At 73.6% G+C, this 13,356-nt stretch carries 2 protein-coding genes (1 of these 2 running past the window's edge); both read left to right on the top strand.

The genetic code is table 11. From position 1 onward, the window contains the following. Window positions 1-3,001 carry the final stretch of a type I polyketide synthase gene (locus OH807_RS06050; protein WP_406194814.1) on the top strand. It extends 25,295 nt beyond the left edge of the window, so 3,001 of the gene's 28,296 nt are visible here — the last part of the coding sequence; its start codon lies beyond the left edge, outside the window; its stop codon occupies window positions 2,999-3,001. Beyond that, on the top strand, window positions 2,998-13,356 hold the full coding sequence (locus OH807_RS06045; protein ID WP_406210738.1) for an SDR family NAD(P)-dependent oxidoreductase: 10,359 nt from the start codon (window positions 2,998-3,000) through the stop codon (window positions 13,354-13,356). Before OH807_RS06050 ends, OH807_RS06045 begins: the two co-directional genes overlap by 4 nt.

Genomic DNA, 13,356 nt, shown 5'->3' with positions numbered 1-13,356 from the left:
CCGCCTGGTCGAGTCCTGGGGCGTCAGGCCGGACTTCCTGGCCGGCCACTCGGTCGGCGAGATCGCCGCCGCCCACCTGGCCGGGGTGTTCTCGCTGGCGGACGCCTGCACCCTGGTCGCGGCCCGGGCCCGGCTGATGGCCGCACTGCCCGCGGGGGGCGCGATGGTCGCCGTCCGGGCGACCGAGGAGCAGGTCGTCGCACGACTGACCGACGGCGTGTCGGTGGCGGCGGTGAACGGCCCGCAGGCCGTGGTGATCGCCGGCGACGAGGCGCGGGTGCAGCGGATCGCCGCCGCCTTCGAGGCGGACGGCCGGAAGACTAGGCGTTTGCGGGTGAGCCATGCATTTCACTCCGTACACATGGACGCGATGCTCGATGACTTCGAACGGGTCGCCCGGGGCATCTCGTACCACGCCCCGAGCGTGCCGCTGATGTCGAACGTGACGGGGGAGCCCGCCACGGCCGATCTCGTCCGCACCCCCGAGTACTGGGTGCGCCACGTCCGCGAGACCGTCCGGTTCGGCGACGGCGTGCGCGCGCTCGCCGCGAACGGCGTCACCCGGTTCCTCGAACTCGGCCCGGACAGCGCACTGACGGCACTGACCCGGGAGGTCCTCGACGGCGAACCCGAGCTGTCGCGCCGCCCCGTGCTCGCCGTGCCGGCTCTGCGCAAGGACCGGAACGAGGAGACCAGCCTGCTCACGGCACTGGCCCGGCTTCAGGTCGACGGCCTGGGCCCGGACTGGTCCGGCGTGTTCGCGGGCACCGGCGCCCGCCGGGTGGACCTGCCGACCTACGCCTTCCAGCACGAGCGGTTCTGGTTGCAGGCGGCCGAGGCCGACACCGCCGCCGGGACCGCCACCGGGACGGAGGACGAGGAGTTCTGGTCCGCGGTCCGCGAGGAAGCCTTCGACACCCTGGCCGGGACCCTCGACGTGGACAGCGACTCGCTGGCCAAGGTGCTGCCCGCCCTCCGTGACTGGCGCACCCGGCGCAGCGAGCAGGCCATCCTGGACGGCTGGCGGCAGCGGATCGGCTGGAAGCCGCTGGACCGCGCGGGAGCCGGCACCCCGAACGGGACCTGGCTCGCCGTCACCCCGGCCGGACGCTCCGCGGAGGGCCGGATCGCCGAGGTCGTGGCCCTGCTGGGCCCCGACGCCGTCGGCGTCGAGGCCGCCGCCGGCACCGACCGCAAGGCTCTGGCCGAGCGGCTGCGCGAAGCGGCCGGGGGCCGCACCGGCGTCACCGGTGTGCTGTCCCTGCTCGCCCTCGACGACTCGCCCGCGGCAACGGCGGACAGTGCGGCGCCCGCGGGCGTCTCCGGCACCGCGACCCTGCTGCAGGCGCTCGGCGACGCCGGGATCACCGCACCGCTGTGGTGCGTCACCCGGGGCGCCCAGGCGGTGTCCCCCGAGGAGCCGGTGGCCGGCCTGCACCAGGCCGGCGTCTGGGGCCTGGGCCGGGTCGCCGCGCTGGAGTACCCACGGCGCTGGGGCGGCCTGATCGACCTGCCCGACGAGCTCGACCGGAGCTCGGCGGCCCGGTTCGCCGGCTTCCTCGCGGACCCGGACGGCGAGGACCAGGTCGCGGTGCGGACCTCGGCGGTCTACGGCCGCCGCCTGCGGCAGCTGCCCGCCGGCGTCGGCCCGGTGCGCAGCTGGGACCCGGCCGGGACCGTCCTGGTCACCGGCGGCACCGGCGCCCTGGGCGCCCACGTCGCCCGGCGCCTCGCCGAGCAGGGCGCACGGCACCTGGTGCTGCTCAGCCGCGGCGGCCCGGCCGCGCCCGGCGCGGCGCAGCTGCAGGCCGAGCTGACCGCCGCCGGGGCCCGTGTCACCATCGCCGCCTGCGACGCCGCCGACCGCGACGCGCTCGCCGCCGTGCTGGCGGCAGTCCCCGCGGACGCGCCGCTCACGGCGGTCGTGCACGCGGCCGCCGTGGTCGACGACGGCGTCGTGGAGAGCCTCACCCCGGCCCGCTTCGAGCCGGTGTTCCGGGCCAAGGTCGCCTCGGCGCTCCTCCTGGACGAGCTGACGCGGGGGCAGGACCTCGCGGTCTTCGCCCTCTTCTCCTCCGCCTCCGCGGCGGTCGGCAACCCCGGGCAGGGCGCGTACGCCGCCGCCAACGCCGTGCTGGACGCCCTGGCCGAGCGGCGCCGGGCCCAGGGCCTGGCCGCCACCTCGATCGCCTGGGGAGCCTGGGGCGGGGACGGCATGGCCGCCACCGACCGGGCGGCCGCCGCGGCCCGGCGGACCGGCATCCGGCCGCTCGACCCGGACCTGGCGGTCCGGGCCCTGCGGCAGGCGGTGATGGACGCCGAACCGACGACGGTCGTCTCCGACGTCGAACCGGCGGCGTTCCTGCGGGCCTTCACGGCCGTGCGGCCCAGCCGGCTGCTCGCCGAACTCCCGGGCCACGCGGAGCTGCCCGCCGCCGGGACCGCACCGCGCGACAACGGACCGTCGGCCGGCCTCGCCCTGCGCGAGGAACTGGACGGGCTCTCCCACAGCCGCCGGTCGGCGGCCGTGCTGCGGCTGGTCCGCAGCCGGGCGGCGGAGGTGCTGGGCCACACGAGCACCGACCTGGTCGGCCCGGACAAGGCGTTCCGCGACCTCGGCTTCGACTCGCTGGGGGCGGTGGAGCTGCGCAACCAGCTCAACGCCGCCACCGGGCTGAGCCTGTCCGCGACGCTCGTCTTCGACCACCCGACGCCGGCCGAACTGGCCGAGCACATCCTGCGGGAGCTCTCCCCGGCGGGCCGGGACGAGCTGCCGGACGAGGCCGACCAGTCGCGGATCCGGTCCCTGCTCGCCTCCGTCCCGATCGCCCAACTGCGCCGGATCGGGGTGCTGGAACCGCTTCTGAAGCTGGCCGCCACCCAGGACACCGCGCAGGGCGAAGAGGCCGAGGACACCTTCGGCGAGTCCATCGACACGATGGATGTCGACGCCCTGGTGCAGGCGGCCCTGCAGCACACTTCTGACCACGAGCAGGACTGACGGAGCGACACATGACCACGCCCACCGACAAGGTTGTCGAAGCCCTCCGGTCCTCGATGAAGGAGACCGAACGGCTGCGGCGGCAGAACCGCAGTCTCGTCGCCGCGGCGACCGAGCCGATCGCCGTGGTCGCGATCGGCTGCCGGTACCCCGGCGGGGTGGCGTCCCCGGAGGACCTCTGGGAGCTGGCGGCGGCCGGCACCGACGCGATGTCCGCCTTCCCGGCCGACCGCGGATGGGATCTCGACGCCCTCCACGCGGCCGGCGTCGACGAGCGGGGCACCAGCGTCAGCCGGCGTGGTGGCTTCCTCGACTCCGTCGCCGGGTTCGACGCCGACTTCTTCGGCATCTCGCCGCGCGAGGCCGTCACGATGGACCCCCAGCAGCGGCTGCTGCTGGAGACCTCGTGGGAGGCGTTCGAGCGGGCCGGGATCGATCCGGTGACGCTGCGCGGCACCCGGACCGGTGTCTTCGTCGGCACCAACGGCCAGGACTACGCCTACCTCCTGGTGCGGGGCCTGGACGACGCCACCGGGGACATCGGCACCGGGATCGCCGCCAGTGCCGCGTCCGGCCGCATCTCGTACCAGCTGGGGCTGGAGGGCCCGGCCGTCACGGTCGACACCGCCTGCTCGTCCTCCCTCGTCGCCCTGCACTGGGCGGTGCAGTCCCTGCGGTCCGGCGAGTGCTCCCTCGCGCTGGCCGGCGGCGTGAACGTCATGTCGACGCCCGGCTCCCTGATGGAGTTCAGCCGGCAGGGTGGGCTGGCTTCGGACGGTCGGTGCAAGGCGTTCGCGGAGGCGGCGGACGGCACGGGCTGGTCGGAGGGTGTGGGTGTGCTGGTGCTGGAGCGGCTGTCGGACGCGCGGCGCAACGGGCATCCGGTGCTGGCGGTGGTGCGCGGCAGTGCGGTGAACCAGGACGGTGCCTCGAACGGCTTCACCGCGCCGAACGGTCCGTCGCAGCAGCGGGTGATCCGCGAGGCGCTCGCCAATGCAGGCCTGGCGGCCGCCGACGTGGACGCGGTCGAGGGCCACGGGACGGGCACGCCGCTGGGCGACCCGGTCGAGGCGCAGGCCCTGCTGGCGACGTACGGCCAGGACCGGGACGTGCCGCTCCAGCTGGGCTCGATCAAGTCCAACATCGGGCACACGCAGGCGGCTGCGGGTGTGGCGGGTGTGATCAAGATGGTGATGGCGATGCGGCACGGCGTGTTGCCGAAGACGCTGCACGTGGACGCGCCGTCCTCGCACGTCGACTGGTCGTCCGGTGCGGTCGGGCTGCTCACGGAGACGCGGCCCTGGCCCGAGCTGGACCGGCCACGGCGGGCCGGAGTCTCCTCGTTCGGGATCAGCGGGACGAACGCGCACGTGATCGTCGAGCAGGCTCCGGTGGAGGACGAGGTGGCTGCCGCGGAGCCCGTGGTGTCGCCGGGTGTGGTGCCGTGGGTGGTCTCGGGGAAGTCGGAGGCGGCACTCGACGCGCAGCTGGAGCGGGTGGCCGAGTCGGTTGAACTGTCGCCGGTCGATGTGGGGTTGTCGTTGGCGGGGCGTACCCGCTTCGGGCACCGGGCGGTGCTGTTGGACGGCGTGGAGGTGGCGCGCGGTGTGGCCGTGGGTCGTCGCTCGCTGGCGGTGCTGTTCTCCGGTCAGGGATCGCAACGCCTGGGTATGGGGCGGGAGTTGTATGCCCGGTTCCCGGTGTTCGCGGAGGCGTTCGACGCGGTCTGTGCGCAGCCGGGCTTCGGGTCGGTGCGCGACATCGTCTGGGGTGCGGACGCGGGGCTGCTGGATCGGACGGTGCATGCCCAGGCGGCGCTGTTCGCGGTCGAGGTGGCGCTGTTCCGGCTGGTCGAATCGCTGGGTGTGCGGCCGGACTTCGTGGCGGGGCACTCGATCGGTGAGGTGGCGGCCGCGCATGTGGCGGGAGTGTTCTCGCTGGCGGACGCCTGCACGCTGGTGGCTGCCCGTGGCCGGTTGATGGAGGCGTTGCCCGCGGGCGGTGCGATGGTCGCGGTCGAGGCCACCGAGGCCGAAATCCGGCCTTTCGTCGATGAGTTCGTGTCGATTGCTGCTGTCAACGGCCCGTTGTCCATCGTGGTCTCTGGGGTCGGGAGCGCAGTCGAGGGGGTCCGGGAGTTCTTCGCGGGGCAGGGTCGGAAGACCTCCCGTCTCTCGGTGAGTCATGCGTTCCACTCGCCGCTGATGGATCCGATGCTGGACGAGTTCCGCACGGTCGTGAAGGGCCTGTCGTACGGTGCGCCGGAGTTGGCGTTGGTGTCGAACGTGACCGGCGGTGTCGCGACGGCCGAGCTGGTGTGCTCGCCGGAGTACTGGGTGCGCCACGTTCGGGAGACCGTCCGCTTCGCCGACGGGGTGCGGGCGCTGGTCACCGAGGGTGTCTCGGCATGCCTGGAGCTCGGCCCCGACGGGGTGCTGACCGGGCTGGCGCAGCTGGCGGTGGCCGAGGAGCTCGCGGCGGCGCCGGCCATGCGCAAGGACCGCGGTGAGGAGTCTGCCCTGCTCGCGGGCCTGGCTCGGCTGCACGTCGCCGGCGTGGCCGTCGACTGGGTGCGGGTCTTCGACGGCACCGGCGCCCGCCGGGTCGACCTGCCCACCTACGCCTTCCAGCGTGAGCGCCACTGGCCGGCGCTGGCGCCGGCCGTGGGTGACGTGACGACGGCGGGGCTCTTCAGCGCCGGGCACCCGATGCTGGGTGCGGCGATCCCGCTGGCCGGCTCCGAGGCGGTGCTCTTCACCAGTCGGCTCTCCTCCCGGACGCATCCGTGGCTGGCCGAGAACACCATGGACGAGCCGGTGGCCTTCCCGGCCACCGGCTTCCTGGAACTGGCCGTCCGGGTGGGCGACCACGTCGGCTGCGACCGGGTCGAGGAGCTCACGCTGACCGCACCGCTGCTCCTCACGGGCCGCGACGGCGTCATGTTCCAGGTGCGGGTCGGCGCGCCGAATGAATCGGGTGCGCGAACCCTGGGCTTCTTCTCATGCGGTGAAGGGGCGCTGGACGGCTCCTGGACCGAGCATGCCTCGGGTGTGCTGGTGGTGGGGGAGCGGGTGGCGGACTTCGACGGGTCGGTGTGGCCGCCGCGTGGTGCGGTGGCCGTGGCGTCGGGCGACGGGCTGTCGGTGTGGCGGAGGGGTGAGGAGACCTTCGTCGAGGCCGCGTTGGCGGGTGAGGTGGGCCGGGACGCGGGGCGGTACGGGATTCATCCGGCGTTGTTGGGGGCGGTGGTGCGGGCTGTCGGCGGCGAGTTGGTGCCGGTGGCGTGGGGTGGTGTGTCGCTGCATGCGGCGGGTGCGGCGGTGGTTCGGGCGGGGGTGCTCCGGGTCGGTGGGGACGTGGTGTCGCTGGCGGTGGTGGATGTCGAGGGTGAGCCGGTGCTCTCGGTGGAGTCGCTCACGCTGGGCACTCTGGCGGCCGGGGCTGTTGCCGTGCAGGACGGGTTGTTGCGGTTGGAGTGGGTGCCGGCGGTGTCGCGTCCGGTGTCGGGGGTGGTGCGGTGTGTGACGTTGGGTGTGGAGGTGTCGTGCCTGGCGGAGGTGTCGGGGGATGCGGGGCTGGTGGCGGTTCCGGTGTCGGGCGCGGGGAGCGACGTTCCCGGTGGCGTGCATGAACTTTCGGCGTGGGTGCTGGGGTTGGTGCAGGAGTGGGTTGCTGCGGAGCGGTCGGCGCGGCTGGTCTTCGTGACGCGCAATGCTGTGCAGGCTGATGCCGGTGAGGTGGTGCGGGACCTGGCTGCCGGTGCGGTGTGGGGTCTGGTGCGCTCGGCGCAGTCGGAGAACCCGGGCCGGTTCCTGCTGGTGGATCTGGACGAGGGTGGTGAGCTGCCGGTCGGCGAGGTGCTGGCTGCGGACGAGTCGCAGCTGGTGGTGCGTGGTGGTGTGGTGCGGGTGGGTCGGTTGGGTCGTCTGGCGGTCGGTGGTGACGGGTCTTCGGTGTGGGCCGGGGCGGGGACGGTGCTGGTGACGGGTGGCACGGGTGGTCTGGGTGCGGTGGTGGCCCGGCATCTGGTGGTCGAGCACGGTGTGCGGAAGTTGCTGTTGGTGAGCCGGCGTGGTCTGGAGGCGCCGGGTGCGGTGGGGTTGCGTGCGGAGCTTGCGGGGCTGGGTGCGGAGGTCGCGGTCGTCGGGTGTGATGTGGCGGATCGCGGGGCGTTGGCCGGGGTGCTGGCGCGGGTGGGTGATCTGTCGGCGGTGGTGCACACGGCGGGTGTGCTGGACGACGGCATTGTCACGGGTCTGACGCCCGAGCGGCTCTCCGTCGTGTTGCGGCCGAAGGTGGATGCGGCCTGGTACCTGCACGAGCTGACCGAGCACCTGGACCTGTCGGCGTTCGTGCTGTTCTCGTCGGTCTCGGGTGTGATGGGCAGCGCGGGCCAGGGCAACTATGCGGCGGGCAACGTGTTCCTGGACTGTCTGGCGCAGTTCCGTGCTTCGCGTGGTCTGCCGGCGCAGTCTCTGGCGTGGGGTGCGTGGGTCCGGTCCGCGGGCATGACGGGGACGTTGTCGGAGGCGGACATGCGGCGGATCGCCGGGTCCGGGGTTCCGCCGCTGTCGGTGGAGCAGGGCCTGGCCCTCCTCGACGCCGCGACCACCACCGACGAACCGTTCCTGGTACCCCTCGGCCCGCTCGCCGGAACCGCGCAGCCGAACCGCGAGGTACCGCCGCTCTTCCACCACCTGATCCGTGGCGCACGGCGCAGGGCGGCGACCACGGCCGGCGGGGCCGGTACGGCCACCGCCCTCGCGACCCGCCTGCGCGAGCTGCGGGACGGCGACCGGGCCCGCTCCGTCGTGGACCTCGTCCGTAACGAGGCCGCCGCCGTGCTGGGGCACGCCTCCGCCATGTCGGTCGACGCGGGCCGGGAGTTCCGGGAGCTGGGCTTCGACTCGCTGACCGCCGTCGAGTTGCGCAACAGGCTGACCGCGGCCACCGGGCTGCGGCTGCCGGCGACCCTGGTCTTCGACTACCCGACCCCCACCGTCCTCGCCGAGCACCTCCTCGCCGAACTCCTCGACGACCAGGGGGAGAAGGACACCCCGGAGCCGGCCCTCCTGGACAGCAACGAGCCCATTGCCATCGTCGGCATGGCCTGCCGGATGCCCGGTGGCGCGGACACTCCCGAGGAGCTGTGGCAGCTGCTGTTCGACGGCCGGGAGGGGATGGCGGACTTCCCCACCGACCGGGGCTGGGACCTGCCGGCGCTCCTCGGCGGGGCCGGTGCGGACGGCCGCGGAGTCAGTGCGACCCGGCGTGGGGGATTCCTCGCTGGACTGGCCGGGTTCGACGCCGGCTTCTTCGGCATCTCGCCGCGCGAGGCACTGGCGATGGACCCCCAGCAGCGGCTGCTGCTGGAGACGTCCTGGGAGGCCTTCGAGCGGGCCGGGATCGACCCGGTGACGCTGCGCGGCACCCGGACGGGTGTCTTCGTCGGCACGACCGGCCAGGACTACGCCTCGCTGGTGATGAACTCCCGTGAGGACGTGGAGGGCCACGCCAGTACGGGCCTGGCGAACAGCGTGATCTCGGGCCGGATCTCCTACACCTTCGGCCTGGAAGGACCGGCCGTCACGCTGGACACGGCCTGCTCGTCCTCCCTGGTGGCGCTCCACCTCGCCACCCGGTCGCTGCGTAGCGGTGAGTCCTCACTGGCGCTGGCGGGCGGGGTGACGGTGCTCTCCACGCCGATGAGCTTTCTGGGCTTCACCCGGCAGGGTGGGCTGGCTTCGGACGGTCGGTGCAAGGCGTTCGCGGAGGCGGCGGACGGCACGGGCTGGTCGGAGGGTGTGGGTGTGCTGGTGCTGGAGCGGCTGTCGGACGCGCGGCGCAACGGGCACGAGGTGCTGGCGGTGGTGCGTGGAAGTGCGGTCAACCAGGACGGTGCCTCGAACGGCCTCACCGCGCCGAACGGCCCGTCGCAGCAGCGGGTGATCCGCGAGGCGCTCGCCAATGCAGGCCTGGCGGCCGCCGATGTGGACGCGGTCGAGGGCCACGGGACGGGGACGCCGCTGGGTGACCCGATCGAGGCGCAGGCGTTGCTGGCGACGTACGGGCAGGACCGGGACGTGCCGCTCCAGCTGGGTTCGATCAAGTCCAACATCGGGCACACGCAGGCGGCTGCGGGTGTGGCGGGTGTGATCAAGATGGTGATGGCGATGCGGCACGGCGTGTTGCCGAAGACGCTGCACGTGGACGCGCCGTCCTCGCACGTCGACTGGGACGGGGGAGCGGTCGCGCTGCTCACCGAGCCGACTCCGTGGCCTGCGGTGGACCGGCCATGGCGAGCCGGGGTGTCGTCGTTCGGGCTGAGCGGGACGAACGCGCACGTGATCGTGGAGCAGGCGCCGGTGGTGGAGGAGGTTGCCGCCGAGCCGGTGGTCTCGCCGGGTGTGGCGCCGGGTGTGGTGCCGTGGGTGGTGTCGGGGAAGTCGGAGGCGGCACTCGACGCGCAGCTGGCGCAGGTGGCCGAGTCGGCCGAACTGTCCTCGCTCGACGTGGGGTTGTCGCTGGCAGGGCGTACCCGCTTCGGGTATCGGGCGGTGCTGTTGGACGGCGTGGAGGTGGCTCGGGGCGAGAGCGGTGAGCGGTCGCCGGCGGTGCTGTTCTCCGGCCAGGGGTCGCAGCGGTTGGGGATGGGGCGGGAGTTGTACGCCCGGTTCCCGGTGTTCGCGGAGGCCTTCGACGCGGTGTGTGCGGAGCCGGGCTTCGGGTCGGTGCGTGACATCGTCTGGGGGGCGGACGCGGAGTTGCTGGATCGCACGGTGAACGCCCAGGCCGCGCTGTTCGCGGTCGAGGTGGCGCTGTTCCGGCTGGTGGAGTCGCTGGGCGTGCACCCGGACTTCGTGGCCGGTCACTCGATCGGTGAGGTCGCGGCCGCGCACGTGGCGGGTGTGTTCTCGTTGGCGGACGCCTGCACGCTGGTGGCCGCCCGCGGCCGGTTGATGCAGGCGCTGCCCGCGGGCGGTGCGATGGTCGCCGTCGAGGCCACCGAGGCCGAAGTCCTGCCTCTGCTGGGTGAGTCGGTGTCGATCGCGGCGGTGAACGGCCCGTCGTCCGTGGTGGTCTCCGGCGCTCACGAAGCAGTGGAGGTGGTCCGCGCACGCTTCGAGGGCGAGCGCCGCAGGACCACCCGGCTCAGGGTCGGCCATGCGTTCCACTCGCCGCTGATGGACCCGATGCTGGACGAGTTCCGCACGGTCGTCGAGGGTCTCTCGTACGGCGCGCCGCGGATCCCGCTGGTGTCGAACGTGACGGGCGGGCTCGCGACGGCCGAGCTGGTCGGTGCTCCGGAGTACTGGGTGCGCCACGTCCGGGAGACCGTTCGCTTCGCCGACGGCGTGCGGGCGCTGGCCGCGGCAGGAGCCTCCGCCTTCGTGGAGCTCGGCCCTGACGGGGTGCTGACCGCCCTGGCCCAGCCGGTGCTGGAGCAGGACGTGGTGGCGGTGCCGGCGCTCCGCAAGGACCGGGCCGAGGAGTCTGCCCTGCTCGCCGGCCTGGCCCGGCTGCACGTCGCGGGTGTGGCCGTCGACTGGGCCCGGCTGTTCGACGGCACCGGCGCCCGCCGCGTGGACCTGCCCACCTACGCCTTCCAGCACGAGAAGTACTGGCCCGTTCCCGCGGCCCGGACCGGCGATGTGAGCGGCGCGGGCCTCACCCCGACCGAGCATCCGCTGCTCGGAGCGGCGGTCGAGCTCGCCGGATCGTCGGCCGTGCTGCTGACCGGCCGACTGTCGACCGACTTGCAGCCCTGGCTCGCCGACTACCGGATCGGCGCGCCCGTCCTCCTCCCGGCCACCGGATTCCTGGAGCTGGCGGTCCGCGCCGGGGACCAGGTCGGCTGCGGCCGGGTCGAGGAGCTGACCCTGACCGATCCGTTGGTGATCGCCGAGGGGAGCGCCACCGTACTCCAGGTCTCGGTCGGAGCCGCCGACGGGAGCGGCCGTCGGCAGTTGAGCTGCTACGCGCGCCCGGCCGGCATGCCGGACGCCCCGTGGACCCGCCACGCCACCGGCACCCTCGCCGCGGACACGCGGACGGCGCCGGACTTCGACGCGGCGGTCTGGCCGCCCCGGGACGCCCTCGCGGTGGACCTGGCGGGCTTCTACGAGCCGACGGAGTACGGGGCGGCGTTCCGGACGCTGCGGTCGGTGTGGCAGCGCGGTGACGAGGTGTTCGTCGAGGCGGCGCTGCCCGGCCGGGCGGACGACGCCGGGGCGTTCGGTCTGCATCCGGCGTTGCTGGAGGCGGTCGTGCAGGTCGCCGGTCTGGCCGGGGTGGACGACGGCGAGAGCCTGGTGCCCTCCGCGTGGACCGGGGTGGAGCTCCACGCGAGCGGCGCGTCCGTGCTCCGGCTGCGCGTGGTGAAGACCGGCGACAGCTCGGTCGCCGTGGAGGCGGCCGATGCCGACGGTGCTCCGGTGCTGTCGGTGGAGTCCCTGGTGCTGTCCGCCCCCGCGGCCGCTCCCGACACCGCCGCCGACCGCGGCCCGGACGGGTTGTTGCGGTTGGAGTGGGTGCCGGCGGTGTCGCGTCCGGTGTCGGGGGTGGTGCGGTGTGTGACGTTGGGTGTGGAGGTCTCGTGCCTGGCGGAAGTGTCGGGGGATGCGGGGCTGGTGGTGGTTCCGGTGTCGGGCGCGGGGAGCGACGTTCCCGGTGGTGTGCATGAACTTTCGGCGTGGGTGCTGGGGTTGGTGCAGGAGTGGGTTGCTGCGGAGCGGTCGGCGCGGTTGGTGTTCGTGACGCGCAATGCTGTGCAGGCTGATGCCGGTGAGGTGGTGCGGGACCTGGCTGCCGGTGCGGTGTGGGGTCTGGTGCGCTCGGCGCAGTCGGAGAACCCGGACCGGTTCGCTCTCCTGGACGTCGAACGGGAGACGGAGGCGGCCGGCGTGGTCAGCGGCCTCGCCCCGTTGCTCGCCGACGGTGAGGCGCAGTTCGTGGTGCGTGGTGGTGTGGTGCGGGTGGGTCGGTTGGGTCGTCTGGCGGTCGGTGGTGACGGGTCTTCGGTGTGGGCCGGGGCGGGGACGGTGCTGGTGACGGGTGGGACGGGTGGTCTGGGTGCGGTGGTGGCCCGGCATCTGGTGGTCGAGCACGGTGTGCGGAAGTTGCTGTTGGTGAGCCGGCGTGGTCTGGAGGCGCCGGGTGCGGTGGGGTTGCGTGCGGAGCTTGCGGGGCTGGGTGCGGAGGTCGCGGTCGTCGGGTGTGATGTGGCGGATCGCGGGGCGTTGGCCGGGGTGCTGGCGCGGGTGGGTGATCTGTCGGCGGTGGTGCACACGGCGGGTGTGCTGGACGACGGCATCGTCACGGGTCTGACGCCCGAGCGGCTCTCCGTCGTGTTGCGGCCGAAGGTGGATGCGGCCTGGTACCTGCACGAGCTGACCGAGCACCTGGACCTGTCGGCGTTCGTGCTGTTCTCGTCGGTCTCGGGTGTGATGGGCAGCGCGGGCCAGGGCAACTATGCGGCGGGCAACGTGTTCCTGGACTGTCTGGCGCAGTTCCGTGCTTCGCGTGGTCTGCCGGCGCAGTCTCTGGCGTGGGGTGCGTGGGTCCGGTCCGCGGGCATGACGGGGACGTTGTCGGAGGCGGACATGCGGCGGATCGCCGGGTCCGGGGTGCCGCCGCTGTCGGTGGAGCAGGGCCTGGCCCTCCTCGACGCCGCCACGCAGACCGACGAGCCCTACCTGGTGGCGACCGGTCGGGCCGCCGGCGCCAGGCGCATGCAGGGGCACGTCCCCGCGCTGCTGCGCGGTCTGGTCCGGGGGGCCAGGCGGACGGCGTCGAGCGGGGGAGGCGGGGCGGCGACATCCGCGGCTCTCACCGCCCGGCTGCGGGCGATGCGGGACGGCGAGCGTCTTCGCACCGTCATCGACCTGGTCCGGACCGAAGGGGCCGCCGTGCTGGGGTACGTCTCCGCCAAGTCGGTGGACGCGGGCCGGGAGTTCCGGGAGCTGGGCTTCGACTCGCTGACCGCCGTCGAGCTGCGCAACCGGCTGACCACGGCAACCGGACTGCGGCTGCCGGCCACCCTGGTCTTCGACCACCCCACCCCCACCGTCCTCGCCGAGCACCTGCTCGGCGAACTCCTCGACGAGCACGGCACGGCCGACGCGTACGCGCTGCTGACGGAACTCGACCGCCTGAGCGCCGCGCTGACGGCCGAGGAGCCGGACGAGCCGACCAAGGCCGCGTTGTCCGTCCGACTGCGCCGGATGCTGGAGCAGGTGCAGGGCAACACGGCGGCCACCTCGGCGAGCAGTGTTGCCGAGCGGATCGAGTCCGCGAGCGCGGACGAGATCCTCGCCTTCATCGACAACGAGCTCGGCCGTCCGAGCGACCGCTGA

This window comes from Kitasatospora sp. NBC_01560 (assembly GCF_045208415.1).
GTDB lineage: Bacteria > Actinomycetota > Actinomycetes > Streptomycetales > Streptomycetaceae > Kitasatospora.
Note: the sequence above shows the minus strand (reverse complement) of the source record. Positions and strands in the feature narration are given on the sequence as shown.